This window comes from Allosphingosinicella indica (assembly GCF_900177405.1).
Taxonomy (GTDB): domain Bacteria; phylum Pseudomonadota; class Alphaproteobacteria; order Sphingomonadales; family Sphingomonadaceae; genus Allosphingosinicella; species Allosphingosinicella indica.
The window spans coordinates 659,914-686,127 of record NZ_LT840185.1 but is presented as its reverse complement, the minus strand read 5'-3'; the positions used below and the strand labels follow the sequence as shown (position 1 = coordinate 686,127).

Below are 26,214 nucleotides of genomic sequence, written 5' to 3'. Positions count from 1 at the left end.
GTCCTCGCGCAACCAACACCGTGATCATGCGTAGCAGCGCCATGCGTATCCCTGCCGCGTTGCTTGCCGCCCTGTTCGCCGCGTCTTGCGGCTCCCAGCAGACCCCCGATTATCAGCCCTCGATCAGCGAGGGCGCGCGGGCGCAGGGGGCGGAGGCGCATCCGCAGCTTCTCGCCGAATTCGGCGGTGCCTATGATGGGGCGGAGGCCGCTTATGTCACGCGCGTCGGCGAGCGCATCGCCGATGCGGCAGGGCTGCCGGGGCAATGCACCTTTACGCTGGTCAACAGCGATGTCGTCAACGCCTTCGCAGTGCCGGGCTGCTACATTTACGTCACACGCGGACTGGTCGGCCTCGTCAATTCGGAGGCCGAGCTGGCGTCGGTGCTGGGGCACGAGCTCGGCCATATCGTCGCCGACCATTCGGCGCGGCAGCAGAACCGGTCGCTGCTCCGCCAGCTCGGCGTGATCGCGGTGGGCCTCATCACCGACAGCGAGGCGCTGACCCGCATCGCCGGCCAGGCTGCGGAGTTCTTCACGCTCCGCTACTCGCGCACCCAGGAATATGAATCGGACGATCTCGGTATCCGTTACATGAAAGCGGCGGGCTACGACCCCTACGAGGCGGCGGACATGCTGCGCGCGCTCACCCGGCAGGAGAAGTTCGCCGCCGCGGGGGCGGACGAGAATGCCGCGCGGCGCATGCCCGAATGGACGATGACGCACCCGCTGACCGAGAACCGCATTCAGCGCGCCTCCGCCACGGCCAAGGCGACCGGCCTTGCCGACAATGCGCTGCCGGAAAAGGTCGAGCCGTTCCTGACCGAGCTCGACGGGATGCTCTACGGCGACGACCCGCAGCAGGGCTTCGTGATCGGCCGGCGTTTCCTCCACCCCGTGATGCGCATCGCGTTCGAGGCGCCGCCGGGTTTCACGCTCACCAACAGCCCGCAGGCGATAATGATCGAGGGGCCGGGCGGTCTGCGCGGCGAGTTCGCCGGCGGACGGATGCCGCCCGGCGGCCTCGAAGCCTATGCCGAGGCGCTGGCGCGCGGCGCGCTCGGCGGCATGGCGGCGGAGGCCGGGCCGGTGCGGCGGACGCGGATCAACGGCCTCTCGGCGGTGCTGCTGCCGCTCCGCGTCTCGACGCCGCAGGGCAATGCCGAGCTGACCGTCGCGGCCTATGATGCGGGGGACGGCGGCGCCTATCATTTCCTGGTCGCATCGGAAGCGGGCAGCGCGGCGCTCGATGCCTTATTCGGATCGTTCCGGCTGCTGTCGGCGGAGGAAGCGGCGCAGCTCCGCCCGCGCCAAATCCGCATCGTCCGCGCCGGTCCAGGCGATACGGTCCAGAGCCTCGCCGGACGGATGGCAGCCGAGCGGCCCGCAGACCGCTTCCTGATGCTCAACGCGCTGGACGCCGGCGCGACGCTGGAGCCGGGGCAGCGCGTGAAAGTCGTCACCTACCGCTAGCCGCTTCGCCGGGTTGGGGGGCATGGACGCCGCGGGCATTCCTCGTCATGGTGCGCGCCGCATCGAACAGGAGGGGCGGATGGCAGGCTGGAACGCGCGCAAGCCGATGATCGCGGAGGAAGTAGCACCCGAGCACAGGCTTACGCCGACTCTATCCTGGCCGCATCTCATCGCATTGGGCGTCGGCGCGATCGTCGGCACCGGCATCCTGACGCTGATCGGTGTCGGCGCTGACAAGGCCGGGCCTGCGGTGATCGTCTCCTTCGTGATCGCCGGCGTGATCTGCGCCGCCGCCGCGCTCGCTTATGCCGAGATGGCGACGATGATCCCGCAGTCGGGCAGCGCTTACACCTATTCCTACGTCGTGATCGGCGAGCTGTTCGCCTGGATCATCGGCTGGAGCCTGATCCTCGAATATAGTTTGGTGGTGAGCGCGGTGGCGGTCGGCTGGTCGGGCTATGCCGCGCCGCTGCTGCAGGCCTCATTGGGCGTGCCGATGAGCTTGATGCAGGGGCCGGAATTGGGCGGCATCATCAACCTGCCGGCGATCTTCATCATCGCGGTCGTCGCGGGGCTGCTGATGGTCGGCACCCGCGAGAGCGCGACGGTGAACGCGGCGCTGGTGGTGGTGAAGGTGCTTGCGCTGGTCGTCTTCGTCGCGGTCACTCTGCCCTATTTCAACGCCGCCAATTTCGAGCCGTTCAGCCCGTTCGGCTTCGCCAAGCATATGGGGCCGGACGGCGTCGAGCGTGGCGTGATGGCGGCGGCGGCGATCATCTTCTTCGCCTTCTACGGCTTCGACGCGATCGCGACCGCGGCAGAGGAAACCAAGAATCCCGCCCGCGATCTCAAGATCGGCATCGTCGGATCGATGTTCATCTGCATCGCCATCTACATGGCCGTCGCGGCCTGCGCGATCGGCGCGATCGCCTACACCCGCTTCGCCAACAGCCCCGAGCCGCTGGCGCTGATCCTGCGCGAGATCGGGCAGGGCGGCGCGGCGACCTTCCTCGCGGTGTCGGCCGTGGTGGCATTGCCGACCGTGATCCTCGCTTTCTTCTACGGCCAGAGCCGCATCTTCTTCGTCATGGCGCGCGACCGGCTGCTGCCGGAGGGCCTGGCGAAAGTGTCGTCGCGCGGCACGCCGGTGCGGATCACCATCTTCACCGCATCGATCGTCGCAGTGCTTGCCGGGTTCATCCCGCTCGCCGAGCTGGCCGCGCTCGCCAATGCGGGAACGCTCACCGCCTTCGCCGCAGTGGCACTCTGCATGCTCATCATGCGCCGCCGCGCGCCGGATGCGCCGCGTACCTTCCGCACGCCCGCGGCGCCGATCGTCGGCGGGATTGCGATCCTCGGCTGCCTTTACCTGTTCCTCAGCCTGCCGCAGTCGACGCAGCTCTATTTCGTCCTCGCGCATGTCGTCGGCTTCCTGTTCTATTTCGGCTACGGCGCGCGGCACAGCCTGGCGCGCAAGGCGTGAGGCGGATCGCGGCGCTGATCGCGCTGGCGGCGCTCGCCGCGTGCAAGCCCGCGCCCGAGGCGCCCAAGGCTGTGGAGCCGAAGCCGCTGTCGTGGACCGGCACGGCGATCGTCCACACCAACACCGGCCCGGTCGAGATCGGCGTCGAGACCAAGATGACGCCGTTCCGCGAGGCGCGGTCGGACACCTGGCTGCTGACCGAGGGGCCGGAGAGGCGCCGCTCGCTGGTAGTCGGCGAGAAGGGCGGCTGGCTTGAGGTCAACGGCGAGCGGACCGAAATGCCCGAGCCGATGTGGCGCCACGAGAAGCAGCAATTCGCGATCTACGCGCTGATGCAGCAGGCCATTCCGCTTTCCGCCACGCGAGCGGGCGAGAGCGTGACGCTGGGCGGGTCCGCGCCCGACATTCCTTCCACCACCTTCCGCTTCGATCGCGGCGGGCGGCTGATCGGCGCGCGCAACGTGGTGATCGATCCGGGAGGCAGTCCGAAGCCGGTGAACCAGCGGTTCCGCTTCTCGGGCCGCATCGACGTCGCGGGAATGGTCTGGCCGCGGCGGATCGAGATCAGCCAGCGCGAACAGCCCTATTTCACGCTGCAGATCAAGACGATCACGGTGGGACGCTAGCGGCATGAGCAACGACGTCGTTCGCGCCAATCCGCACCGCATCCGTGCCATCATCGGCGGATCGGCGGGCAATCTGGTCGAATGGTACGACTGGTATGTCTACGCCGCCTTCGCACTCTATTTCGCGCCGGTCTTCTTTCCCGAGGGCGACCAGACCGCGCAGCTCCTGAACACCGCGGCGATCTTCGCGGTCGGCTTCGTCATGCGGCCGATTGGCGCGTGGATCATGGGCATCTATGCCGATCGGCATGGGCGCAAGGCCGGTCTCTCGGTCAGCGTCACCCTGATGTGCCTCGGCTCGCTGCTGATCGCGCTGACGCCGACCTATGCGTCGATCGGCGCCTGGGCGCCCGCGCTGCTGGTGATCGCGCGGATGATGCAGGGGCTGAGTGTCGGCGGCGAATATGGCGCGAGCGCGACCTACCTCAGCGAGATGGCGGGCAAGCGCCGCCGCGGTTTCTATTCAAGCTTCCAATATGTCACGTTGATCTCGGGCCAGCTCGTCGCGCTCGGCATATTGCTGCTGCTCCAGTTCGCGATGTCGGAGGCCGATCTCGAAGCATGGGGCTGGCGCATCCCCTTCGCGCTGGGTGCGGTGCTTGCGGTGGTCGTCTTCTACATCCGCCGCCGCCTCGCCGAGACCGAGAGCTTCACCAACGCCAAGGCGAGCGACGCGCCGCGATCGAGCGGGATCAACCTCTTCCGCGATCACCCGCGCCAGGCGCTGCTGGTGATGGCGCTGACCGCGGGCGGCACGCTCGCCTTCTACGCCTACACCACCTTCATGCAGAAATTCCTGGTCAACACCTCGGGCTTCGACCGGCAGACGGCGAGCCAGGTGATGACGCTGGCGCTGTTCCTCTTCATGTGCCTGCAGCCGCTGTCGGGCGCGCTGTCGGACCGGGTGGGGCGCAAGCCCGTGATGGTGGCGTTCGGGGTGCTCGGGGTGATCTTCACCGTACCGATCTTCACCGCACTGGAGAGCGTGCGCGATCCCGTCGCCGCCTTCGCGCTCGTGTTCGGCGCGCTGGTGATCGTCACCGGCTACACGTCGATCAACGCGGTGGTGAAGGCCGAGCTGTTTCCCGCGCACATCCGCGCGCTGGGCGTCGCGCTGCCTTATGCGATCGCCAACACGATGTTCGGCGGGACGGCCGAATATGTCGCCTTCCAGCTCAAGGACTGGGGGGTGGAGCGTGCCTTCTATTGGTATGTCGCGGGGATGATCGGGCTGTCGCTGATCGTGTATCTGCGGATGCGGGACACGCGCGACCACAGCCTGATCCTGGAGGATTGACGCTTCGTCGAAGCCGCCCCGCGCCCGGTCGAACCGCGGCGCGGCCGCGGCGGGCACGGCGCTAGCAGGGCTGCACCAAGGGAGACCGGCAATGGGCGAGGCGAAGGCGATAGCGGCGGGCACGCTGGTGGCGGGCACGCTCGATCTGACGGCGGCCTGCTTATCCTCGATCCTGGCCGGAGGGTCGGCGGGCAAGGTGTTGCGCTTCGTCGCCTCGGGCCCGTTCGGGGATGCGGTGCGGCAGGGCGGCGCGGGCGCGGCCATCGCCGGCGCCGCCGTCCATTATACGATCATGGCGGTGATCGTGACGATCTTCGTCCTAGCCGCGCGGCGGCTGCCGATGCTGATCGAGAAGCCGGTCCTCTGGGGCCTCAGTTACGGGCTCGGCGTCTACATTGTGATGGAGCTGGTGGTGCTGCCGCTGCGCTGGCCCGAGATGTTCCCGGTGCTGGAGCCCGGCCACATCCAGCGTGCGATGGCATTCATGATGCTGCTTGTCGGGCTGCCGATCGGGCTGATCGCGGCGCACTATTTGCGACCAATCCGCAACTAAGCGGGCGTTCGGGCCGTTCGGCAAGTATCATTCCCGAACGAAAGGACCGACGTGAAACCGAGCCTCTTTATCGCTGCCGCGGCTGCGGCGCTGATCGCCACGCCCGCCCTCGCCGATCGCGCGCCCAATGCGCAGGAGCGCGCTGCCGTCGAGAAGGTGCTGCGCGCCAACGGCTTCGTCTCCTGGGAGGAAGTCGAGCTCGACGACGACGGCCCGCGCTGGGAGGTCGACGACGCCCGCGGCAAGGACAATGTCCGCTGGGACATCAAGATCGATCCCAAGACGATGAAGATCGTCAAGCGCGAGCGCGACGATTGACCAACGTCTCTCCTCGGCCGTCACCCTGAACTCGTTTCAGGGTCCATCTTGGAGACGATCGCGATCGTCATCGGCATGGATGCTGAAACGAGTTCAGCATGACGGCTTGGGAGCGAATGCCCTTATGAGCTGTAATACATGTCGAACTCGACGGGGCTCGGGGTCGTCTCCCAGCGAAGGACCTCGTCCCACTTGAGTTCGATATAGGCGTCGATCTGGTCTTCGCTGAAGACGTCGCCCTTGGTCAGGAACTCGCGATCGTTCTGCAGGGCGACCAGCGCTTCGCGGAGCGAACCCGCGACGGTCGGCACGTTGACCATCTCCGCGGGCGGCAGATCGTAGAGGTTCTTGTCGATCGGATCGCCGGGTTGGATGCGGTTCTGGATGCCGTCGAGCCCGGCCATCAGCAGCGCCGCATAAGCGAGATAGGGGTTCGCCAGCGCATCGGGGAAGCGGAACTCGACGCGCTTCGACTTCTCGCCCGAGCCATAAGGAATGCGGCACGAGGCGGAGCGGTTGCGGCTCGAATAAGCGAGCAGCACCGGCGCCTCGAAGCCCGGCACGAGGCGCTTGTAGCTGTTGGTGGTCGGATTGGTGAAAGCGTTGATCGCGCGGGCGTGCTTGATGACGCCGCCGATGAAGAACAACGCCATCTCCGACAGGCCGGCATAGCCGTTGCCCGCGAAGCTCGGCTTGCCGCCGTTCCAGATCGAGAAATGGGTGTGCATCCCCGATCCGTTGTCCTGCGCGATCGGCTTGGGCATGAACGTCGCCGTCTTGCCATAAGCGTGCGCAACCTGGTGGACGACGTACTTGTAGATCTGCATCCGGTCCGCGGTCTCGACCAGCGTGCCGTAGGTGAGGCCCAGCTCGTGCTGCGCGGCGGCGACCTCGTGATGGTGCTTGTCCATCGGCAGGCCCATCTCGATCATCGTCGAGACCATCTCGCCGCGGATGTCGACGGCGCTGTCGACCGGGCCGACGGGGAAATAGCCGCCTTTGGCGCGCGGCCGGTGGCCCATGTTGCCGACATCATATTCGCGGCCGGAATTGGTCGGCAGCTCGATGTCGTCGATGCGGAAATAGCTGGTGTTGTAGCCGTCCTCGAAGCGGACATCGTCGAACAGGAAGAATTCGGCTTCCGGGCCGACATAGACGGTGTCGCCCACGCCGATCGACTTCACATAGGATTCGGCGCGCTTGGCGGTGGAACGGGGATCGCGGGCGTAGAGCTCTCCGGTGCCCGGGTCGACCACGTCGCAGAACAGGATCAGCATCGGCGTCGCCGAGAAGGGATCGACATAGACGGCGTCGAGATCCGGGCGCAGGATCATGTCGCTCTCGTTGATCGCCTTCCAGCCGCCGATCGAGGAGCCGTCGAACATGAAGCCGTCGGTGAGCTGGTCCTCATCGATCAGCCCCGAGCACATCGAGAGGTGCTGCCACTTGCCCTTGGGGTCGGTGAAGCGAAGGTCGACCCAGTCGATCTCCTCGTCCTTGATGCGCTTGAGGATGGTGCCTGCGTCGTTCGCCATGGGGATGCCTGCCTTCGTGCGGTTGAGAGAGTGCCGCGTGCGGGGGATGTCGCGGCGCGGCGTGGCGCCTTCCTCCCATCATGAGGCCGAGTCGTCCACCGCTGCGTGCGCCGCGGTGAACTATTCACGTGGATAGCGGTGCGGAGAAGGAAATTGCGCCGCGGGCGCGCTCAGTGCGCGCGTCTTTGCGCCGAGACGAGGATGCGCAGCAGCATCGCCACTGGGCGCGGCACGCCGACCTTGCCGTCGAGCCAGAGGCTCACCGTGGAGCGGTTGACACCGATCGCGGAGGCGACGTCGGCCTGGGTGCGATAGCCGAGCGTCCGCATCGCCGCCCGCAATTCCTCGGGCGACATGGAAGCGAGGCGGGGATCGTCTACCATGCGGCGCGAAGGGTCAGATCGCGTCGGACCCGCGCTCGCCGGTCCGGATGCGCAGCGCTTCCTCCACCGTGGTGACGAAGATCTTGCCGTCGCCGATCCGCCCGGTGCGCGCGGCATTGGCGATCGCCTCGACGACACGGGGGGCGAGATTGTCATCCACCACCACCTCCAGCTTCACCTTGGGCAGGAAATCGACGACATATTCAGCGCCGCGATAGAGCTCCGTATGGCCCTTCTGGCGGCCGAACCCCTTCGCCTCGGTGACGGTGATGCCCGAGACGCCGACCTCGTGGAGCGCTTCCTTCACCTCGTCGAGCTTGAACGGTTTGATGATCGCCTCGATCTTCTTCACGTCGCTTGTTCCTTGGCCTTTGCGCCGCAACATAGTCCGGCCGCGAGGTGGCGCAACTAGGCAGGTTCGGCTTCACGGCCCAGCGCGAAGGCGATCGGGAAGCCGAGCGCTAGCGCGGACACCGGGGCGGCGACAAACCAGTCCGATCCGGCGATCCACGGCAGCGTGGCCGCATAAAGCGCGAGGAGCGTGAGGAGGATCAACAATCCGCCATCGTTCCTGCGCAGGAAGCGCGTATCGCCGCGATGCTCGATGACGGCATGGAGGTCGCGGATCGCGGTGCTGGCGGTGCGCGGGAAGAGCGCGGGGACCAGCGCATGGATCATGCACGCGATGCCGGCGAGCGCCATGTGCCGCCCGACCGCGAGCGCGAAGCCCATATGCTCGAAATAATCCTCGCCCACCTCGTCGAGATGGTCGCGGCTGTCGGGAATCAGGCCGGGCATGGGGCGCAGTCTATCGCCGATGGACGCGTTCGCAAATCAGCGGACGCTCCAATGGACCACGACCTTTCCTTTGGTTGCAAGCGGCCGACCGCGCTCGTCGCGTGGCATTGCAAATCGAGCCCGCAACTTTAGCAGCGCGCAGCTTCGCGTATCGAAAGCCGCGTCGCCGCTGGGGCCAACCGGTTCGCAGTGCCCGATACGTCCATCCCGGCCGATATCGAACGCCAGCGCGACCGACCGACCCCGAACCGGATCGCTTCGCCATGCGATCGGGCAGGTCGCGATCCGTGAACCACATCGACGGACTGCCGATCGCGACCGCTCCGCCGAAATCGCTTTCCAGCGCGCGCGTCTGCTCGGGCGGGATGCGCCATCGCACTGCGTAGGTATCCTTCGAAGCCACCCGGGTCCCGTCCGGACTGCCGGCCGGCGTGTATCGCGCGCGCCGTTCGAGGGCGGCGCAGGTCGCCTTCCCGAGGGCGGGGTTCTTGGAAGCGAATACCACCTTGCACTTGGCGACGCGGCCTTCGGGCGAAATGTCGAGGTCGACCGTCACCGGCCCCTGTTCCTTCCGCGCGATCGAAGCGGCCGGGTAGTCTGCGCCGGTAACCCACGCTTCGGGATCGCCCAGTCTCTGCTGAGCCTCTGCGGATGTCGCGCCTGTTGCTGCGGCAAATCCGGCAATGATCAGCAGCAGGAACGAGCGGCCGTCACGCATAAGGAGGGGCGTCGAGGCCCTTGGGGCTGGCGGTGAAAATCTCGCAGGCGCCGTCTGTGATGCCGATCGAATGTTCGAACTGGGCGGAGAGGCTGCGGTCGCGGGTCACGGCCGTCCAGCCGTCCTCCAGCACCTTGGTCGCGGCCTTGCCGAGGTTGATCATCGGCTCGACGGTGAAGAACATGCCGGGGCGTAGCTCGGGGCCGGTGCCGGGGCGGCCGGCGTGGACGACTTCCGGCGCATCGTGGAAGACGCGGCCCAGGCCGTGGCCGCAGAAATCGCGGACCACCGAATAGCGGTTTCTCTCGGCATGCTGCTGGATCGCGGCGGAGATGTCGCCGAGCCGGTTCCCGGGCCGCGCCTGCTCCAGCCCCAGCATCAGGCATTCGTAGGTGACCTCGACCAGCCGCCGCGCCTTCAGCGGCACGTCGCCGACCAGATACATGCGGCTGGTGTCGCCGTGCCAACCGTCGAGGATCGGCGTCACGTCGATATTGACGATGTCACCGTCCTTCAGCGCGCGATCGCCGGGGATGCCGTGGCAGACGACATGATTGATCGAGGTGCAGCAGCTCTTGTTGTAGCCGCGATAGCCGAGCGTCGCGGGGATCGCGCCGGCCGCCATCATATGCGCGTGGACGAGATCGTCGATCTCCTGCGTCGTCACGCCGGGGACGATGTGCGGCACCAGCATGTCGAGGATCTCGGCGGCAAGACGGCCGGCCTTGCGCATGCCTTCGAAGCCTTCGGCGCCGTGCAGCTTGATCGCGCCGCTGCGATAGGTCGCGACATCCTCGCGCTCTATGGTCTGATATTCGGTCATGCCGGCCATATAGCGATGAAGGGGCATGCGAACCACCCTCGCCGCACGCCGCAAAACTGGATATGCGGCAGGGATGAGCGAGCGGATCTGGACGGCTGGACTGACGATCATCGGCGACGAGATCCTCTCGGGCCGCACGCAGGACAGGAACGTCGCGCAGATCGCGGGCTGGCTGAACCTGCAGGGCATAAGACTCGCCGAGGTGCGGATCGTGCCCGATGTCGAAGAAGCGATCGTCGAGGCGGTGAATGCGCTCAGGGCCCGCAACGACTATCTGTTCACCACCGGCGGGATCGGGCCGACGCACGACGACATCACCGTCGACGCAATCGCCAGCGCGCTCGGCGTCGGGGTCGAAGTGCATCCCAAGGCGCGCGCGGTGCTGGAGGCGCACTACGCTACGCGCGGCGGGCTGACCGAGGCGCGACTCCGCATGGCGCGGGTGCCCGCGGGCGCGGAGCTGATCGAAAATCCGATGTCCGGCGCGCCGGGCATCCGCACCGGCAACATCTTCATCCTCGCCGGCGTGCCGCATATCGCGACGCTGATGCTGGAGGCGCTGTCGGGGACGCTGGAGGGCGGGCGTCCGCTGCTGTCGAAAACGATCGGCTGCTGGGTGCCCGAGAGCGAGGTAGCGGACCTGCTGCGCGACACCGAGAAGGCGCACGAAGGATGCCAGATCGGCAGCTATCCTTTCTTCCGCGACGGCAAAGTCGGCGCCAATTTCGTCGTGCGCAGTGCCGACGCCGCGGCGCTCGACGGCTGCGTCGCCGATCTCGAAGCCCGGCTGGTTGCGGCGGGCCGCACGCCGGTGTCCGGCGGCATCTGAACGCGCGCATGGCGCATATCCTGATCGGCTGGGAGCTCGGCGGCAATCGCGGCCATGCGGTGCGGCTGGCGCAGATCACGCGTGAGCTGCGGCGGCGCGGCCATCGCCTGAGCTTCGCGGTGCAGCGGGTCGATGTCGTCGCGCCGGAGGTGGCGCGCGGCGATCCGGTCTGGCCAGCGCCGATCACGCCGCGCCTTCTCATCAACACCGCCAAGCCGCGCGTCATATCGCACAGCATGGCGGATATCGTGCTGCGCCTCGGCCTTGACGAGCCGCCGATCGTGGGTGCGATGTTGCGGAGCTGGGACCGGATGCTCACGGCGATCCGCCCCGATGCGATCATCGCCGAATTCGCGCCGTTCCTGCTCACCGCGGCGCGCGGCAAGGTGCGGACGGTCTCGGCGGGTACCGGTTTCGACACGCCGCCCTCGACCATGCCGCGCTTTCCGAGCCTCACCGGCCAGCCGCACGCTTATGCCGAGGATTTCGGAATCGAATGCGCGCGGGAAGCGACGCGGCTGGGAGGCGCAACGCCGATCGAGACCCTGCCGCAGCTCTTCCAGGCCGATCGCGAGATGCCGGCCACCTATGCCGAGCTCGATCCCTATGCCGAATGGCGGACCGGGCCGATGTCCAAGCCCTCGCTAACCGATCCGCCGCCCGAGCTGTCGCCCGGCGGCGGGCGCGAGGTGTTCGTCTATACGCCCGAGCAATTGTCGATCGACGCGCCGATCTGGAAGGGGCTCGCGCTGTCGCGGCTGCCGGTGCGTGTCTATGCGACCGGCGTGGGGGAGGCCTATCGCGCCGAGCTGCGGCGGCTCGGTTTCGCGGTCGAGACGCAGCCGCTGCCGCTTCCCGAGATCGGGCGGCGGGCGCGCATCCTCATCTCGCACGGCGGGCACGGTTTCGTCTGCGGGGGGCTGCTGATGGGCATTCCGCATGTCGTGATGCATCTCGATCTTGAGAAGCTGATCCACGGCCGCGCCGTTACCCGCCTCAACCTCGGCGGCTATGTGGGCGCCTTCGATCTCGATCCGCAGGCGTTCGCGCGGTCGCTGGTGCAATTGTACGAGGACGAGGCGTTGGCGGCGCGGGCGCGGGCGGCGGCGCCGGTCTTTCAGGCGCGCTACGACCGGACGATGGAAGAGAGCACCGTGGACGCCGTGGAATCGCTGCTATGACCGGCGGTCGATCGCGCGCGCTTCGCGGTCGAAATCGTCGGCGATGGCGTTGAGGCGATTGGCGAGATCGCGATCAGGCGTGGACGCCGCCAGCCGCCGCGACCGCGCCGCCTGCTCGCGCAGATAATCGGCGCCGGAAGGTGCCGGGTGCAGTTGCTGCTTTGGGGATGGCGGCGTCGTGGTCATTGCTCTTGGTCGGTTCTGCCTTCGCCCGGCGGAGGGGCGAAGGCAGGTTCCTTGCGGCGAACATGCCGCATCATGCGATGGAGAAAGCACAGGACCGCTCGCCGAACGGAGCGACAGTCGGGGGCATAACCTAAGTTAGAGGCGGCTTGTTCCCGTCCGCGTCGCACTATCGCGTGGAGCGTTGCGCAAATGGCACAGGCGGATCAGCCCTTTGCCATTGCCTGCACGTCGCCCAGCATGTCGGCGAAAGCGGCCTCGCCCCCACGGAAAATGCGTGCCTCGCTGCGGTCGGCGATGGCGTCGCGCCGGTCCGCGATCCAGGCCGCGTTGCCCGTGACATCGCCGGCACCCGGCGTCTCGACCATGAAAGCACGGCGATAGCGCCCGCCGCCCGCCACCCAAAGCTGGCCGGTGTCGGTGCAGTCCGCGCTCGTAAGCCATTCGACGGCCGGCGCGACTCGCTCGGGCGGGAAAGCGATCAGCGCGTCGCCCGCTGCGCCGCCGGTCATCTTGGTCTCGGCATAAGGCATCAGCACGTTGACGCCGACGCCCGCGCGCCGCTGCTCGTCGGCAAGCGAAACGGCATAGGCGTTGAGCGCACCCTTCGACGCCGCATAGGCCGCACGCCCGCGGAGACCGTGAAGACCCGCGGTCGAGGAGACAAAGAGGATGCGGCCCGCGGGGCTTGCCTGGATGTGCGGCAGCGCGGCGGAGACGAGCGCGGCATTGGCGAAAAAGTTGATCGCCATCACCTCGGCCAGATCCTCGGGCGGCGCGGCGCCGATCTTCCCAGCGGCGCCGTTGATGCCGGCGTTGAGCACCAGCACGTCGAGCCGCCCGAAGGCCTCAAGTGCCGCTTCGACAATCGCCTGTGCGGCCCCCGGCGCATCGACGGCATGGCGATCGGGTGCGGCGCTAAGGCCTTCCGCCGTCAGCCGGTTTGCCAGCGCATCGGCGGAAGGCGCGCCGTCGCCGCGGTGGCGGTTGTTGACCAGCACTGACAATCCCGCGCGCGCCAGCCCGGTGGCGAAGGCCGCGCCGAGCCCACCGCCTGCGCCGGTCACGATTGCGGCGCGCCGTGCTGTTTCCTTCATCGTCGTCTCCCGGAAAATCCTATGCGGTGATTGCCTTGAAGCGCGCGGTCGCTTCAGCGAACTGGCGCTCCAGATCATCGACGATCGCGGCGGTGGATTGAACGGCGGTGATCGCGCCGAGGCCTTGGCCCGCGGCCCACACATCCTTCCAACGCTTCTGGCTGGTGTTGCCCGAATCGTAATTGCGCCCCTCCGCCGGGGGCTGGAGATTGTCGGGATCGAAGCCGCATTCGATGAGGCTGGGGCGAAGCCACGATGCCGCGGTTCCGGTGATCGCGGCGCTGACGATGAGATCGTCCGGCCCGTGATCGACGATCATCTGCTTGTAGGCGTCGGGCGCGAGGCTTTCCTCGGCCGCCAGGAAGCGCGTGCCCATATAGACGAGATCGGCGCCCGCGGCGATCGCACCAGCGACGCCGTGGCCGTCGGCGATCCCGCCCGACAGCACCAGCGCCCCATCGAAAAATTCGCGCACCGCGGAGACGAAGGCGAAGGGCGAGAGATGGCCGGTGTGGCCGCCTGCGCCTGCGGTGAGCAGCGCCAGCCCATCGACCCCGGCGTCCGCCGCCTTCTTGGCCAGCGCGATGCTGCCGACGTCGGCATAGATCTGGCCGCCATAGGATTTGACCGTCTCGATCGCAGGGATCGGCGAACCGAGCGCGGTGATGACGAGCGGCGGCTTGTGGCGCGCGACCAGCGCCAGATCCTCGGCCAGCCGGCTGTTGGTGCGGTGGGTGACGAGGTTGGCTGCCCAGGGCGCGACCGGTTGCCCGGCGGCGCGCGCGCCGTCGAGCCGGGTGACGATCGTATCCATCCATTCGTCGAGCTGATCGAGCGTGCGGCAATTGGGCGTCGGGAAGCTGCCCATCACCCCCGCTTCGCACGCGGCGACGACGAGATCGGGGCCGGAAATGAGGAACATCGGCGCCGCCACCACGGGCAGGCGGAGGCCGAAGGGATAGTTACCGGTCATGCATGTCCCTGTCCGAACAATTGGGCGCGGAGCTCGCGCTTCAGCACCTTGCCGACGGGATTGCGCGGCAGCGCATCCATCAACTCGAGGCGCTCGATCTGCTTGAAGATTGCGACGCGCTTTTCCTCGACGAGATAGCGGTTGAGCGCCTCCATGCTGATCCCTTCAGGCGCGACGATGCAGGCGCAGAGCCGCTCGCCCATGTCGGCATCGGGAGCGCCGACCACCGCAACGTCGACGACCGCGGGGTGGCCGAGCAGGTGGTTCTCGATCTCCTCGGCAGAGATGTTCATGCCGCCGCGGATCACGATATCCTTGTGACGGCCGACGAAGCGGTAATAGCGCCCGTCGTCGCCGGTGATGGCGAAGAGATCGCCCGTGCGAAACCAGCCGTCTTCGTCAAAGGCGCGGGCGGTGACATCGGGCGCGCGCCAATAGCCCGAAAAGATCATCGGCGATTTGATCCGCATCTCGCCGGGCTGTTCGGGCTCGGTGACTTCGAGGCCGCTGTCGGGATCGACCAGCCGGGTCCGGAGCGAGGGCGCGTAATGATAATCCCATTCGAAGCCGTGTTCGCCGAAGCGCGGGAAGCATTGGCCGCGGGTGCCGGGATCGGGAACGTCGGTGGAGGAGGAGAGGAAGGACGCGCCCTCGTTCGATCCGAAGATGTTGAGGATTTCGACGCCATAGGTTTCGTCGAAGCTGCGCACCATCCATTCGGATAGCGGTGCGGAGCCCGATCCGATCCGGCTCAGTCGCGTGAAATCGACGCCCTGCACCAACGCCGGATTGTTGAGCATGGCGTTGAGCACCGCGGGCGGCGCCACCGTATATTCGATCTTCTCCTCGCGGATCTGCGCCAGGAAGACGCCGAGATCGAAGGGGTGATGCTGGACCAGAACGCCGCCGCACGCGAGCCAGTTGAAGAGGCCGGTGGAAAGCCCCGCCATATTGACCATCGGGAAGGGGTTGAGCACCCGCGCGCCGCCTTCCAGCCGCGCGCCGCGGGCGACCGCATCGCCCATGATGATCCACTCGTTGTGGCTGCGCGGGACGCCCTTGGGCTCGGCCTCGGTGCCCGACGTCCAGCAGATGGTGGCGACGTCGTCGGCGGTGACGCCCGCGGCGCGCGCGGCTTCGGCGGCGGCGGCGATCTCCGCATCGCCGATCGCGGCCAGCGCGGGCTCGACCGCGACGGTGCCTTCTGGCGCGTCGCCCAGGACGAAGAGCGCTTTCAGCGCCGGCCATTCGCGCTTGAGCGCCAGCATCGTCTCGCCATGCGCATGGGTGCCGATCCGCGCGGTGGTGATCGCGGCCTTGGCGTCGGTGCGCCGCGCGATGCCGGTCAGCTCGCCGAGCCGATATTGCGCGGGCGCCGGCGAGACGATGATGCCGAGCCGGAAGCAGGCGAGATAGAAGAGCGTCTGCTCTACGCTGTTGGGGAGCTGGAGCAGCACGACGTCGTCCTTGCCGAGCCCGTGCGCATGGAGCAGCGCGGCGCGCGCCGCGACGCCCGCTTCCACTTCGTTCCAGCGCAACCGCTGCGGCGCGAGACCGGCGATCGATTCGAGGTTGGGCGGATCGATGAGGGCTTCGCCGTCGCCGAATGTGGCGACGTGGCGGGCGAGCAGATCGTCGGCGGTGTCGTCGCCCCACCAGCCTTGCCGCTTCATCTCCGCGATGCGTTCTTCGGGAACGATAATCATGCCATTCTCTCCAACCGGTGCGCGGCTTTGCCGCGTCGCCTCGTCATGCCCGCGGCGGCGCTTCGAGCACCGTCACGGCCGTCGCCGCTTCCTCGCCCCCAAGGAAGCCGCCCCCATTTTCCGCTACCGCGATCCGTGCGCCTTCCACCTGTGCCGCACCGGCCTCGCCGCGCAATTGCAGGACGAGATCGTGGAGCTGGACGATTCCCGTCGCGCCGACCGGGTGGCCCTTGGCGAGTAGCCCGCCCGACGCGCTGACCGGCTGGCGCCCGCCAAGTGCGAAATCGCCGCGCCGCAGTCGCTCGCCGACGCTGCCCGGCTCGGCGAGGCTGAGATTTTCGATCTGCTGCACCTCGGCATAAGCAGTCGCGTCGTGGACTTCGGCCACATCCACATCCTCGGGGCTGATACCCGCCTGTTCGTAAGCGGCGAGTGCCGTGAGCCGGCCGATGTGGCGATCGAAGGCGTCGGGCGCCCGCTCGCTGCCCGAGCGGAGGACGCTGGCGCGGATCGTCACGGCGCGAGGCGCCGCGCCGATCTTCGCGAGGCCCTTGTCGCTGCACAGGATCACCGCCGCGGCGCCGTCGCTGACCGGGGCGCACATCGCGCGGGTGAACGGAAAGGCGATGGGCTTGTCGGCGAGCACCTGATCGACGCTCATCGGGGTGCGATATTGCGCGCGCGGATTGTGTTGGGCGTGGCCGTGGTTCTTGGCGGCGACAGCGGCGAAATCGGCCTGGGTGGAGCCGAAGCGGCCCATGTGCGCGCGCGCCTGAGCGGCGTAGAGATCCATGAAGATGCTGCGCTTGGCCGCGCTCTCGTCATCGACCTCGGCGCCGAGCCGGCGCGCATAATCGCGCGTGGCCTCGATGTCGTGCACGTCGGTGCCGCCCCGGAAGGCGGCGGCGACGGCATCGGCCTTGTCCGGAAAGACCATCTTCTCCGCGCCGACGACGAGAGCGATGTCGATCATCCCGGCGCGGATGTGCGCCATCGCCTGGATCACGGCGCTCGACCCGCTGGCGCAGGCATTCTCGACATTGACGACGGGAATACCCTCGAACCCCAATGGGCGGAGCGCAACCTGGCCGCGGATCGTGTTCTGTCCTTCCAGAATCGGCTGGCGAGTGTTGGAGAACCAGGCGGCCTCGACGTCCGCGACATCGGCGCCGGCGTCGGCGAGCGCGAGGATCACGGCTTCGGCGGTCAGCGCCTTGACGCTGTCGTGCAGCCGCTTACCCAGCGCGGTGCAGCCGATTCCGGCGATGTGGACGCGGTCGCTCACGCAGCGGGGCGGCGGCGCTGCACGATCCGGAAGCGCGACGCGACGAAGGCGAGATCGGCGAGGCAGGCGTTGCCAGCCGGGTTGAGTCCGGTGACGTGATAATCGCTGTAGGCGGCGGCGAAGTTGATCCACATCGCGCCATGGAGGTTGATCGACAGGTTTGCGCCCGCCTCCTCATAGGCATCGGTGGAGCGCGCGATGAACCCTTCGTCGGTCGAATAGAGATAGGTCGAGATCGTGCCGCGCGTGGCAGCAAGCTCGGTCGCTTCGGCCACCGCGGCATCGGCGTCGTCCACCGCGACGATGAAGAGCACCGGACCGAACTGCTCCTCGGCATAGAGATGCCGCGCGCGGCCATCGACCGTCGCGATCAGCGGGGTCAGCGTGCGCGCATCGGGATATTCGGGATGCGGGTAGGGGGCGGCATCGCGAAGGACCGCCGCGCCATCCTGCGCGCCGAGCGCGTCGCGCAGTCGATCGATGACGTCGATGCTGACCTGTCCCTGGATCGCGCCCATGATGCCGGCGGCGACGGCGGGATCGTTCGCCACCGCATCCACCGCGGAGACAATCGCGGTGGCGACTTCGTCGAAGCTCGCATGGCCCTCGCCCGCGCGGATGCCATCCCGCGGCACGAAGATCGTCTGCGGGCTGGTGCACATCTGCGCGGAGAAGAGCGAAGTCGAGCGCGCGATCGCGGTGGCGGTCTGCGCGAGATCGGCGACCGACTCGATCACCACGCTGTTGACGCCCGCCGTCTCGGTGAAGAGCAATTTGCCGGTGACGGTGCGCTCGAGCTGCTGGCCGTAGCGCGGGCTGCCGGTGAAATCGACGATGCCGATCGCCGGATCGTCAATGAACCGCTGCGCGACCGGCGCCTCGACCGTGTCCACCGCGAGCGTGACGAGGTTGGGATCGAAGCCATGCTCGGCGAGCGTCGCACGCGCTTCCTCGACGACGATCGCCATCGGCAGGACGGCGATGGGGTGCGGCTTGACGATCACCGGGTTGCCGGTCGCAAGATCAGCGAACATCGCGGGGTAGGCGTTCCACGTCGGGAAGGAGGCGCAGCAGATGACGAGGCCGACGCCGCGCGGCACCATCGCATAGGTCTTGTCGAGCGCGACATCGTCGGCGCCGAAGCGGCGGCGCCACACGGTGTGCGGCGTGACGTCCGCCATCGCCTTGGCGGCATAGGCAAGCGCCTCGACGCCGCGGTCGAGCGCATTTGGGCCGCTGCCTGCGAAGGCCTGGACGTAGCTCTGCCCGGCGACGTGCATCACCGCCTGCGCCATCTCGAAATTGCGCGCGTAGAGCCGCGCTGCGATCTCTAGGCAGAGCGCGACGCGGACTTCCCAGTCGGTCTTGCGCCAGGCGGGGATCGCAGCCGTGGCGGCGGCGATCAGCGCGGCGGGGTCGCTCTGCGGATAGGTGATGCCGAGCGGCGTGCGCGTGTAGGGCGAGACTTCGGCGCCGACCCAATCGGCGATGCCAGGCTGGTCGATTTCGAAGCGTGTGCCGAGCCGCGCCTCAAACGCCGCCTTGCCCGCCGCTGGTTTCTCGGCGCCGTGGATCTTGGTCGAGGGGGAATCGGAATAGGGGCTCCAGGCCGCGCGGGTGGAGACCGCCTCGATCGCGGCATCCAACGTGGGGCGGTGCCGCGCGACGAGCGCCGCGAGCCGATCGTCCGGTGCCGCCTGCGTCGCCATGCTCAGCGCGCCATCCGCTCGACCACCATCGCCGCACCGACGCCTTGCGCGCCGCTGGTGACGACGAGGCCGTAGCGCCCTTCGCAGGCGTCGAGCGCATCGAGGAGCGTGGAAAGAAGGATCGCGCCGCTGGCGCCCAATGGATGACCGCGCGCAAGATGCCCGCCGCCGACATTCACCCGCGCCGGATCGACGTCGTAATCACGAAGGAACCGGGCGATGGTGACGCCAAACGCCTCCATGAACTCGATCCGGTCCATCTCGCCGAGCGCGAGCCCTGCCTTGGCGAGCGCCTTGTCCATCGCCGCAAAGCCGGCGGTGAGCGAGGCATGCGGATCGCCGCCGGCCTCGGCAAAGGCCAGGATGCGCGCGCGCGGTGCTGCGTCGACCGCGCCTTCGCCGCCGACCAGCGCGATCGCGGCGGCATCGCACATCGGCGGCGCGTGGGCGACAGTATGGACGGGGGTGATCGTCTCGCCGGCGAGCGCGCCCGCATAGGCGCCGATGATCTCGCCGAACGCGGGCTCCATCGCGGCAAGCTTTTCCGCGGAGACGGGCCGCACGCATTCGTCCTGGTCGAGCAGGGTCGCGCCGTCGCCACCGGTGACCGCGATGCGCGACGCGCCAAGCGCTGCATCGGCCTCAACCGCGCGGCTCTGCGAGGCGAGCGCCATTGCGTCGAGCGCGTCGCGGCCCACGTCCCAGGTCGCCGCGAGCCGGTCGGCGGCGACGGCGACGGGCACGTAGCGCGTGCGCGGCGGAAAGGCGGCATCGGCGTAATAATCGGCACGGTCCGCCATGAAGGGCACGCGCGACATCATCTCGACGCCGCCCGCGAGCGAGGCTTGCTCGTCACCGCTCGCGATCCGCGCCGCAGCCTGACCGACGGCGCTCAGGCCGGACACGCAGAAATTGTTGATCGTCCAGGCCGACACCGCATCGTCGAGCCCCGCGTGCATCTTGGCGACGATCGCGGCATTGGCGCCCTGCGCACCGATCTGCCCGACACAGCCGAGCAGCAAAGATTCCGCACTCGCGACGCCGCCGCCGGTACGGTCGTCGATTGCCGTGATGCACTGGCGGACGAGCTCGTGCGGCTGGAGGCTGGCCAGCGCCCCGTCGGGCCGGGCCTTGCCGCGCGGGGTGCGCACGGCATCGTAGAGGAACACGTCGGTCAAGGTTGGTCTGTCCTGCGCAAGGGCATCAATGGCGGATCTGGTCTCCGGGTGCCCAGGTGCCGTGGAAGCCGGCAGGCACGCGGGCGGGTAACGGAATGCGCGCGATCGGCCCGTCCGAGAAGGCCTGCGCGGCGAGAACCTGCACTTCGGAGCTGCCGTCGGCCGCGGTCACGAAGGTGATGACATAGCCATCGTCCTCGCCGCTGCCACCGACGCGCGGCGCGAAGGCGGGCTCGGACCCGGCGCTGCCCTCGGCGAAGCGGTGGAACGCGCCGCTGCCCTGCTCGAGATCGAGCTTGTAGAGCCCGTCGAAGCGCTGCAGTTCTTCGGGCGCGATCGAGACATTGTAGGACCAGCGGCTCTTGCGACCGGCATGATCGAGATTGATCGCGGGAAATTCGCTCAGCCGGTCGTCGAGCTGGCGCTGCTTCACCGCGCCGGTGCGCATGTTCATCCGCCATTCGGTCGGCACCGCGTTCAGCGCCAGCACGTTCACCATCGGCGCATAGGGGCCGTAGGCGGGATTGGCCGGATGGCCGTTGGGGATCATCTTGCAGGCATGCATCACCACCTCGTCGCCGTCCTCCCAGCTGTTGGCGACGTGATAGATGTAGCAGGGATCGGTCTCGAACCAGCGGATCTCGCTGCCCTCGCCGGTGCGCGGCACCACGCCGAAGCGTGCGGGTCGATCCTCCGTGTGGATGCGCCACATATTCTGGCGCAGCCCCTGCTCGGTGAACACCACCGGCAGATCGTGGAGGATGATGTAATTCTCGGTCAGCCCCATGTCGTGCGGCAGCCGCGGCCCGGGCAGTTCGACGCGCGAGAAATGGGTGAGCTCGTTGTCGCGGCTGACGGTGCCGAAGCTCATCCAAGGCTCGTAGAGCGAATAGTCGAAGAAGACGAACTCGCCGCTCACCGGATCGACCTTGGAGTGCGCCGAGACATGGCGCGGCAGCTTGCCGCCGAAACTCTCGTTGCCGACGGTATCAAGCGTGCGCGCGTTGATGCGGACGGGCGTGCCGGAGATATACCAGAGCGCCATCAGCTCGCCATTGTGGAAGACGAGATCGGTGTTGGCGGTATCCTTGTAGACCTTTTCGCCGCGCGACCGGGTGGAGGGCAGCATCACCCCGCCAGCGCCGCAGCCGCCGGCGCGATCCGCGACATTGTCGTCGCTTCGCACGTAGCGGTTGCGATATTCCGCCTTGCCGTTCTCGAAATAAATGGCGTGGACCATCCCGTCGCCGTCGAACCAATGGTGCATGCCCGTGGGATCGTGCGCCGGGTTGGGACCGTTGCGCACATAGGCGCCCCAAAGGTCGTTCGGCAGCTTGCCGATCACCGGCAGATCGACCGCGGTGAACTCCTCGCGCTGCGGCGCATAGAGACCGTGGACATAGGGGTTCAGATCATTGACGTTTGGCTCGGCGCCGGGCGCCGGGGAGGCGGAAGTGGCCATCCTCTCTCTCCTTCACGGCAAAAGTTCGCATATTCGGTCCATTAGCGCAAGCCAGATCGAAAAGGCAGCGATGTCGGGAGCTTGAAGAAGCCCGGCGCCGCCGCGACGACCGCGGGAAGGGCATTGATGACCGTCGCGGCGGTCGCATCCATCGGTGGACGCGAAGGCGGCGCGGCGGGATCGGGATCGGTCAGTTCCAGCGTCATGCGCAGGTTCGGACGGCCGCCGAGCTCGACCAGCCAGTGCGCCGTCTCGCTCTCGCCGTGCAGCGCGTGCGAAGACGTCCAGAGGATCGAATGATCCATCGCCACGCCATTCTCGAACAGAGCCGTCCAGCGCCAGCAGGTCGCCGCGACATGGCCCTTGCGGATGGTGCCGGCGGTGAGCGCCAAATCCTCCGGAGCGAGCGTCAGTTCGTGCGCGGGCGCGATCGTCGCGACGCGCGTGCCGAGCGCCTCGGCGACTTGATCGAACACCTCTGCATACAGCCTGTCGTAAGTCGCGGCGATCGGCCCGCGGGTGAGGTCGGTCTGCGCCGGATCGGTGTCGAAGCCCATCACGTCGAACAGCAGCGGTGCGGACGCGGTGAGCGATGCATCGAACACTTCGTGGCAGCGGATGCTGTCGAGCCGCATCATCATGCCCGAGAGTGTGGTCGCCAGGCGCTCGGCCATGAAGCCGGGGTTGAGTCCCATTCCGGCGAGCGTCGCATTGCCGGCAGCGCAGGCGGCGCGGAGCGGCGCGGCATACGCCTCGCCATGCGCGTCGGGGCGGAAGAAGCCGTTGGTCGAGACGACGTTCTTGCCACTGGCGAGCAGCCGCGCGACCTCCTCATTCTGCTTGTCATAGGGAATGCTGAGCAGCGGCACGTGGATCACAACATCGGCGTCGAGCGCGAGGATCGCCTCGATATCGTCGGTGGCGAGAATGCCCGTGTCAGGCCGCTTGGCGATCGCGCCGGCATCGCGGCCGACCTTCTTCGGGTTGGTGACGTAGACGCCGACGAGCTCGAGATCGGGATCGTCGATGACACGGCGAAGCGTCGTCCGCCCCACCGATCCCGTCGCCCATTGGATGACGCGCATATCAGCTTTCCTGCACTTGCGGGCGCGGCCAGGGGAAGAAGCGCGGAACGCGGGCGCAATAGGCGTCCCACGCAGCGCCGCGGGTGCGCGCCATGTGGCGCTCCTTGAAAGGGCCGGCCGATCCGAAGCCCATGAACCAGGTGACGTAGAGGGGCCCGGCGATGGCGAGCGCGCCCCAGGGATGCGCCAGCGCGCAGCCGAAATAGCCCCACCACATCAGCGCCTCGCCGAGATAATTGGGCTGGCGTACGAACCCCCACGCGCCGCTGTCGAGGATCCGCCCGCGGCGCGCGGGATCGCGGCGGAAGCGGGCGAGCTGCATGTCCGCGCTCGCCTGCAACGCGAAGCCGGCGAGCCAGATCGCGACGCCCGCGACGATCGCCAGACTGTTGCCCGGCGCGGTCACCGCGAACGCGAGCGGCAGGCTCCAGATCCAGATGGTGACGAACTGGAGAAGGTGGACCTGGAAGGCGCTCCACCATAGCCAACGCCGCCCGCCGCGGGCGCGCCAGGTGGCATAGGGTTCGCGCTCACTGCCGTGATTGTCGCGCAGCGTCTGGATGGAGAGGCGGACGCCCCACAACGACACGAGCCCGAGTGCCGTCCAGCCGGTGGCGGAAACGTCGGGCGCCATCCGCGCAGCAACCGTCCAGGCGATCGCCATCGGCGCGATGGGATAGGCGACATCCATCATGCCGTGATTGCGGAGCAGGGTGCCGAGCAGCCACGCCGCGGCGATGACGGCCAGCGCGGCCAGCCCGCCGGCCAGCCAGTGCGTCAGCGTGTCTCTCAGAATGCCCAGCGGCAGCAGCAGGATCAGCGCGATTGCGAGCGGCGGAAGGAGGGCGTGGATATAGTGCCAGTTCGCCCCGCGCGTCCCCCGCGGAACGAGGGTCAGCCAGATCGCTGTCAACGCCGCTGCGGCGCTCAAGGTCCAGCCGTTTGCGATCACGACAGCAACTTCATTCGCTCGATTTCGCTCCCGCTTACGCCGCTCCGGTTTCGATTCGATATCGGCGCTCCGACATGCTTGCAATACCGGTCCACTAATAATAGTCATGCCGGAGGGCGGTTGCGGGAACTGCCTGGATCGAGAGGCCGGAAACAGGCTTCCGTTGGGGAGATGGGGACATGCGGGTGCGTTGGCTGGCGATTTGCGGGGTTTCGCTTACCGGACTGGCGATTTCATCGGCGCAGGCGCAGACCGCGGATCCCGCGGCAGCGGCGCCGCCGCCTGTGGCGGAAAGCAGCGGGCCGCAGCTTCAGGACATCGTCGTCACCGCGCAGCGGCGCGAGGAATCGGCGACGCGGGTTCCGATCTCGATCACCGTCGTCGGCGGGGAATCGCTGGCCGAAAAATCGGTCAGCAACCTGCAGGACATGACGCTGTCGATCCCCAACTTCCAGATCACCAAGACGGGGCTGACGACACAGACGTTCATCCGCGGCATCGGATCGGGCAACGATCCGGCGTTCGAGCAGTCGGTCGCGCAATATGTCGACGGCGTCAGCTACGGCCGCGCGCAGCTCACTCGTGCGCCGTTCTTCGACGTCGAGCGTATCGAGGTGCTGCGCGGGCCGCAGTCGATCCTATTCGGCAAGAACTCGACCGCGGGCGCGGTCAGCATCATCACCGCGCAGCCGACCAGCGAACTCGCCGCGGGGCTGACCTCCACCTTCACGCCGACCTTCGATCAGGTTGAGACGACCGCGTTCGTCTCTGGCCCACTGTCGGACAGCCTGTCAGGCCGTATCGCGCTCCGCCACAACACCGACGACGGCTACGTCTACAACATCACCAAAGACCGCGACGAGCCGCGCAACCGCGAGTTCGCCGGCCGTGCCATGCTCGCCTATGAAGGCGCCGGTTTCCGCGCGAACCTGAAGGGCGAATATTCGCGCTTCAACTCCACCGGCCGCGAGCTCGAAGTGGTGTTCGACGTGCCGACGCGCGCCATCCCCGCAGGGCCGCTCGCCGGCACGCCGCTGACCTACGGAACGGCGCTCAACCTCCAGGGGCTCACCGGCGCGCTGGTCGATACCGAGTTCAACTATCGCCGCCAGGCGGAGCTGCCCGAGTTCGATCGTACCCGGCTCGCCAATATCACGCTGACCACTGACACCGACATCGGCGATTCCGTGCTGACCACGGTCACCGGTTATCTCGATTACAAGCGCAACTCGCAGTTCGATCTCGATTTTACCGCCGCCAACATCATCGGCGGTAACGGGCGCGAAGGCTATGATCAGTTCAGCCAGGAAATCCGCTTCGTCACGCCCGCGGAGGCGCAATTCTCCTTCGTCGGCGGTCTCTACTACGAACATAACACGCTCGACTATCTCGACATCACCGGCCTCGGCCCCAACCTCGCCCAGCTCGGCTTCGGGGTGATCGCCAATGTCGGCGTACGCCGCGATTTCCGGCAGAAGAGCGACAGCTACGCGGCCTTCGGCCAGGTGACGTTCCGCGCAACCGACGCGCTGCGGCTGATCGGCGGCGTCCGCATCACACGCGACGAGAAGGAGGCGACACGCCTGCTCGTCGCGCGCGCCGGCCAGTTCGATTACAATGGCGCCGTCATTACCGCGCCGGCGGTGATCGGTACGCTTCAGGCGGGCCTCGGCTTCTCGCTCGAAAATCCGGGTGGCGCAGGGCACGACATCGCCGGCGAGCGCGGGCGCACGCGCTTCACGCCATCGGTCACCGTCGAATATGACGTGAGCCCCGACGTGCTGACCTTCGCTTCCTACAAGGAAGGCTACAAAGGCGGCGGCTTCAACGCGCGCGCCAACAATAACGCCAACTTCGTGTTTGACGACGAGACGGTCTCGGCGTGGGAAGCGGGCATCCGCGCGCGGATCGCGGGCAACCGCGGCTCGGTCGGCCTCACCGCCTATCGCGCAACCTATTCCGATCTCCAGATCAGCCAGTTCGACGGCACCGTCGGCTTCAACGTCGGCAATGCGGGCCGCACCCGCGCGCAGGGCTTCGAGGCCGACATGCGCTATGCGGTGGCGGACGGGGTGACGCTGGGCGGCGCACTCTCCTACCTCGACTTCAAATATCTCGATTTCCGCCGCGGCAATTGCGCGTTCGGCGAGGTGCCAGACGGCGATGTCGTGAACGGCGTGCGGCTGTGCGATTACACCGGCCGGCGCGGACGCTTCACGCCCAAGTGGAACCTGTCGGGATCGCTGGCGGTAGACCGGCCGCTCACCGACTCGCTCAACATCCGCGGCGCGCTCGACGCCAGCTACAAGAGCGCGCACAACGTCCACGACAATCTCGACGCGCTGGGCCGGGTCGACGGCTATGCGATCGTCGACGCGCGGCTGGGCGTCGGCACCGAGCATTGGGACGTGGCGGTGATCGGCAAGAACCTGCTCGACGAGAATTTCCTCACCTTCTCGGCCAACGTGCCGTTCGCATCCTCGGTGGGCGCGAACACGCAATATGCGTCCACCTCACGCGGCCGCTCGCTGAGCCTGCAGTTCAGCCTGCGCTACTGACGATGACGGG

At 67.6% G+C, this 26,214-nt stretch carries 25 protein-coding genes; 9 read left to right on the top strand and 16 right to left on the bottom strand.

Going from position 1 to position 26,214, the window contains the following annotated elements:
- The first annotated feature begins 26 nt into the window (after positions 1-26).
- The 6 genes from B9N75_RS03490 to B9N75_RS03465 all read left to right on the top strand — a co-directional run bounded on the left by B9N75_RS03490 (position 27) and on the right by B9N75_RS03465 (position 5,749).
- Positions 27-1,472 carry a M48 family metalloprotease gene (locus tag B9N75_RS03490; protein ID WP_157123672.1) on the top strand — a complete coding sequence of 482 codons (1,446 nt, stop codon included), beginning with the start codon at positions 27-29 and terminating at the stop codon, positions 1,470-1,472.
- Between the two features lie 79 nt (positions 1,473-1,551).
- Positions 1,552-2,955, top strand: coding sequence for an amino acid permease (locus B9N75_RS03485; RefSeq protein WP_085219380.1), 1,404 nt, complete (start codon positions 1,552-1,554; stop codon positions 2,953-2,955).
- Positions 2,952-3,581, top strand: coding sequence for a hypothetical protein (locus B9N75_RS03480; protein ID WP_085217547.1), 630 nt, complete (start codon positions 2,952-2,954; stop codon positions 3,579-3,581). Before B9N75_RS03485 ends, B9N75_RS03480 begins: the two co-directional genes overlap by 4 nt.
- Positions 3,582-3,585: 4 nt before the next feature.
- On the top strand, positions 3,586-4,878 hold the full coding sequence (locus tag B9N75_RS03475) for an MFS transporter (RefSeq protein WP_085217546.1): 1,293 nt from the start codon (positions 3,586-3,588) through the stop codon (positions 4,876-4,878).
- A gap of 91 nt (positions 4,879-4,969) precedes the next feature.
- Positions 4,970-5,431 carry a hypothetical protein gene (locus tag B9N75_RS03470; RefSeq protein WP_085217545.1) on the top strand — a complete coding sequence of 154 codons (462 nt, stop codon included), beginning with the start codon at positions 4,970-4,972 and terminating at the stop codon, positions 5,429-5,431.
- Positions 5,432-5,482: 51 nt separating this feature from the next.
- A complete protein-coding gene (locus B9N75_RS03465) occupies positions 5,483-5,749 on the top strand; it encodes a PepSY domain-containing protein (RefSeq protein WP_085217544.1) in 267 nt (88 codons plus the stop codon).
- Between the two features lie 122 nt (positions 5,750-5,871).
- On the opposite strand, the gene glnA is transcribed toward B9N75_RS03465, so the two are convergent.
- The 6 genes from glnA to map all read right to left on the bottom strand — a co-directional run bounded on the left by glnA (position 5,872) and on the right by map (position 10,006).
- Positions 5,872-7,284 carry a type I glutamate--ammonia ligase gene (gene glnA / locus B9N75_RS03460; protein WP_085217543.1) on the bottom strand — a complete coding sequence of 471 codons (1,413 nt, stop codon included), beginning with the start codon at positions 7,282-7,284 and terminating at the stop codon, positions 5,872-5,874.
- Positions 7,285-7,454: 170 nt separating this feature from the next.
- Positions 7,455-7,667, bottom strand: coding sequence for a helix-turn-helix domain-containing protein (locus B9N75_RS03455; protein ID WP_085217542.1), 213 nt, complete (start codon positions 7,665-7,667; stop codon positions 7,455-7,457).
- A 13-nt stretch (positions 7,668-7,680) separates the two neighbouring features.
- Complete coding sequence (locus tag B9N75_RS03450) at positions 7,681-8,019, bottom strand: P-II family nitrogen regulator (protein ID WP_085219379.1); 339 nt, start codon at positions 8,017-8,019, stop codon at positions 7,681-7,683.
- A 56-nt stretch (positions 8,020-8,075) separates the two neighbouring features.
- Positions 8,076-8,465, bottom strand: a complete 390-nt coding sequence (locus B9N75_RS14240) for a DUF6356 family protein (protein WP_085217541.1) — start codon at positions 8,463-8,465, stop codon at positions 8,076-8,078.
- Positions 8,466-8,475: 10 nt separating this feature from the next.
- Positions 8,476-9,183, bottom strand: a complete 708-nt coding sequence (locus B9N75_RS03440) for an energy transducer TonB (protein ID WP_085217540.1) — start codon at positions 9,181-9,183, stop codon at positions 8,476-8,478.
- Complete coding sequence (map, locus tag B9N75_RS03435; protein WP_085219378.1) at positions 9,176-10,006, bottom strand: type I methionyl aminopeptidase; 831 nt, start codon at positions 10,004-10,006, stop codon at positions 9,176-9,178. The genes B9N75_RS03440 and map overlap by 8 nt, the downstream gene beginning before the upstream one ends.
- A gap of 73 nt (positions 10,007-10,079) precedes the next feature.
- Here map and B9N75_RS03430 point away from each other — a divergent pair, with 73 nt between their 5' ends.
- Complete coding sequence (locus B9N75_RS03430) at positions 10,080-10,835, top strand: competence/damage-inducible protein A (protein WP_085217539.1); 756 nt, start codon at positions 10,080-10,082, stop codon at positions 10,833-10,835.
- An 8-nt stretch (positions 10,836-10,843) separates the two neighbouring features.
- On the top strand, positions 10,844-12,016 hold the full coding sequence (locus B9N75_RS03425) for a glycosyltransferase family protein (RefSeq protein ID WP_085217538.1): 1,173 nt from the start codon (positions 10,844-10,846) through the stop codon (positions 12,014-12,016).
- Here B9N75_RS03425 and B9N75_RS03420 read toward each other — a convergent pair.
- The 10 genes from B9N75_RS03420 to B9N75_RS03375 form a co-directional block, all read right to left on the bottom strand.
- Entirely contained in the window at positions 12,011-12,202 is a 192-nt protein-coding gene (locus B9N75_RS03420; protein ID WP_085217537.1) for a hypothetical protein, read from the bottom strand. The two genes, B9N75_RS03425 and B9N75_RS03420, sit on opposite strands and share 6 nt — an antisense overlap.
- 203 nt (positions 12,203-12,405) lie before the next feature.
- Positions 12,406-13,296, bottom strand: a complete 891-nt coding sequence (locus B9N75_RS03415) for an SDR family NAD(P)-dependent oxidoreductase (protein WP_172840797.1) — start codon at positions 13,294-13,296, stop codon at positions 12,406-12,408.
- A 19-nt stretch (positions 13,297-13,315) separates the two neighbouring features.
- Positions 13,316-14,269: an NAD(P)H-dependent flavin oxidoreductase gene (locus B9N75_RS03410; RefSeq protein WP_085217535.1), complete on the bottom strand. Its 954-nt coding sequence runs from the start codon at positions 14,267-14,269 to the stop codon at positions 13,316-13,318.
- A complete protein-coding gene (locus tag B9N75_RS03405) occupies positions 14,266-15,975 on the bottom strand; it encodes a class I adenylate-forming enzyme family protein (RefSeq protein ID WP_085217534.1) in 1,710 nt (569 codons plus the stop codon). Before B9N75_RS03405 ends, B9N75_RS03410 begins: the two co-directional genes overlap by 4 nt.
- A 43-nt stretch (positions 15,976-16,018) precedes the next feature.
- Positions 16,019-17,260 carry a thiolase family protein gene (locus B9N75_RS03400; RefSeq protein WP_085217533.1) on the bottom strand — a complete coding sequence of 414 codons (1,242 nt, stop codon included), beginning with the start codon at positions 17,258-17,260 and terminating at the stop codon, positions 16,019-16,021.
- On the bottom strand, positions 17,257-18,969 hold the full coding sequence (gene paaN / locus B9N75_RS03395; RefSeq protein WP_085217532.1) for a phenylacetic acid degradation protein PaaN: 1,713 nt from the start codon (positions 18,967-18,969) through the stop codon (positions 17,257-17,259). Before paaN ends, B9N75_RS03400 begins: the two co-directional genes overlap by 4 nt.
- 2 nt (positions 18,970-18,971) lie before the next feature.
- Positions 18,972-20,138, bottom strand: coding sequence for an acetyl-CoA C-acyltransferase (locus tag B9N75_RS03390; RefSeq protein ID WP_244552472.1), 1,167 nt, complete (start codon positions 20,136-20,138; stop codon positions 18,972-18,974).
- A 34-nt stretch (positions 20,139-20,172) separates the two neighbouring features.
- Positions 20,173-21,609, bottom strand: a complete 1,437-nt coding sequence (locus tag B9N75_RS03385; protein WP_085217530.1) for a carotenoid oxygenase family protein — start codon at positions 21,607-21,609, stop codon at positions 20,173-20,175.
- A gap of 41 nt (positions 21,610-21,650) precedes the next feature.
- Positions 21,651-22,694, bottom strand: coding sequence for a hypothetical protein (locus B9N75_RS03380; RefSeq protein WP_085217529.1), 1,044 nt, complete (start codon positions 22,692-22,694; stop codon positions 21,651-21,653).
- Position 22,695: 1 nt separating this feature from the next.
- Positions 22,696-23,646 (bottom strand): DUF1295 domain-containing protein, encoded by a 951-nt coding sequence (locus B9N75_RS03375; RefSeq protein WP_244552410.1) that lies wholly within the window; start codon positions 23,644-23,646, stop codon positions 22,696-22,698.
- A gap of 179 nt (positions 23,647-23,825) precedes the next feature.
- On the opposite strand from B9N75_RS03375, the gene B9N75_RS03370 reads away from it, so the two are divergent.
- Positions 23,826-26,204 carry a TonB-dependent receptor gene (locus B9N75_RS03370; RefSeq protein WP_085217527.1) on the top strand — a complete coding sequence of 793 codons (2,379 nt, stop codon included), beginning with the start codon at positions 23,826-23,828 and terminating at the stop codon, positions 26,202-26,204.
- The last annotated feature ends 10 nt before the right edge of the window (positions 26,205-26,214 follow it).

Excerpts from the sequence above, each read along its gene's own strand:
- B9N75_RS03490 (WP_157123672.1), top strand. The coding sequence starts at position 27 with ATGCGTAGCAGCGCCATGCGTATCCCTGCCGCGTTGCTTGCCGCCCTG.
- B9N75_RS03485 (WP_085219380.1), top strand. The coding sequence starts at position 1,552 with ATGGCAGGCTGGAACGCGCGCAAGCCGATGATCGCGGAGGAAGTAGCA.
- B9N75_RS03475 (WP_085217546.1), top strand. The coding sequence starts at position 3,586 with ATGAGCAACGACGTCGTTCGCGCCAATCCGCACCGCATCCGTGCCATC.
- B9N75_RS03470 (WP_085217545.1), top strand. The coding sequence starts at position 4,970 with ATGGGCGAGGCGAAGGCGATAGCGGCGGGCACGCTGGTGGCGGGCACG.
- glnA (WP_085217543.1), bottom strand. The coding sequence starts at position 7,284 with ATGGCGAACGACGCAGGCACCATCCTCAAGCGCATCAAGGACGAGGAG.
- B9N75_RS03455 (WP_085217542.1), bottom strand. The coding sequence starts at position 7,667 with ATGGTAGACGATCCCCGCCTCGCTTCCATGTCGCCCGAGGAATTGCGG.
- B9N75_RS14240 (WP_085217541.1), bottom strand. The coding sequence starts at position 8,465 with ATGCCCGGCCTGATTCCCGACAGCCGCGACCATCTCGACGAGGTGGGC.
- B9N75_RS03440 (WP_085217540.1), bottom strand. The coding sequence starts at position 9,183 with ATGCGTGACGGCCGCTCGTTCCTGCTGCTGATCATTGCCGGATTTGCC.
- map (WP_085219378.1), bottom strand. The coding sequence starts at position 10,006 with ATGACCGAATATCAGACCATAGAGCGCGAGGATGTCGCGACCTATCGC.
- B9N75_RS03430 (WP_085217539.1), top strand. The coding sequence starts at position 10,080 with ATGAGCGAGCGGATCTGGACGGCTGGACTGACGATCATCGGCGACGAG.
- B9N75_RS03425 (WP_085217538.1), top strand. The coding sequence starts at position 10,844 with ATGGCGCATATCCTGATCGGCTGGGAGCTCGGCGGCAATCGCGGCCAT.
- B9N75_RS03420 (WP_085217537.1), bottom strand. The coding sequence starts at position 12,202 with ATGACCACGACGCCGCCATCCCCAAAGCAGCAACTGCACCCGGCACCT.
- B9N75_RS03415 (WP_172840797.1), bottom strand. The coding sequence starts at position 13,296 with ATGAAGGAAACAGCACGGCGCGCCGCAATCGTGACCGGCGCAGGCGGT.
- B9N75_RS03410 (WP_085217535.1), bottom strand. The coding sequence starts at position 14,269 with ATGACCGGTAACTATCCCTTCGGCCTCCGCCTGCCCGTGGTGGCGGCG.
- B9N75_RS03405 (WP_085217534.1), bottom strand. The coding sequence starts at position 15,975 with ATGATTATCGTTCCCGAAGAACGCATCGCGGAGATGAAGCGGCAAGGC.
- paaN (WP_085217532.1), bottom strand. The coding sequence starts at position 18,969 with ATGGCGACGCAGGCGGCACCGGACGATCGGCTCGCGGCGCTCGTCGCG.
- B9N75_RS03385 (WP_085217530.1), bottom strand. The coding sequence starts at position 21,609 with ATGGCCACTTCCGCCTCCCCGGCGCCCGGCGCCGAGCCAAACGTCAAT.
- B9N75_RS03380 (WP_085217529.1), bottom strand. The coding sequence starts at position 22,694 with ATGCGCGTCATCCAATGGGCGACGGGATCGGTGGGGCGGACGACGCTT.
- B9N75_RS03370 (WP_085217527.1), top strand. The coding sequence starts at position 23,826 with ATGCGGGTGCGTTGGCTGGCGATTTGCGGGGTTTCGCTTACCGGACTG.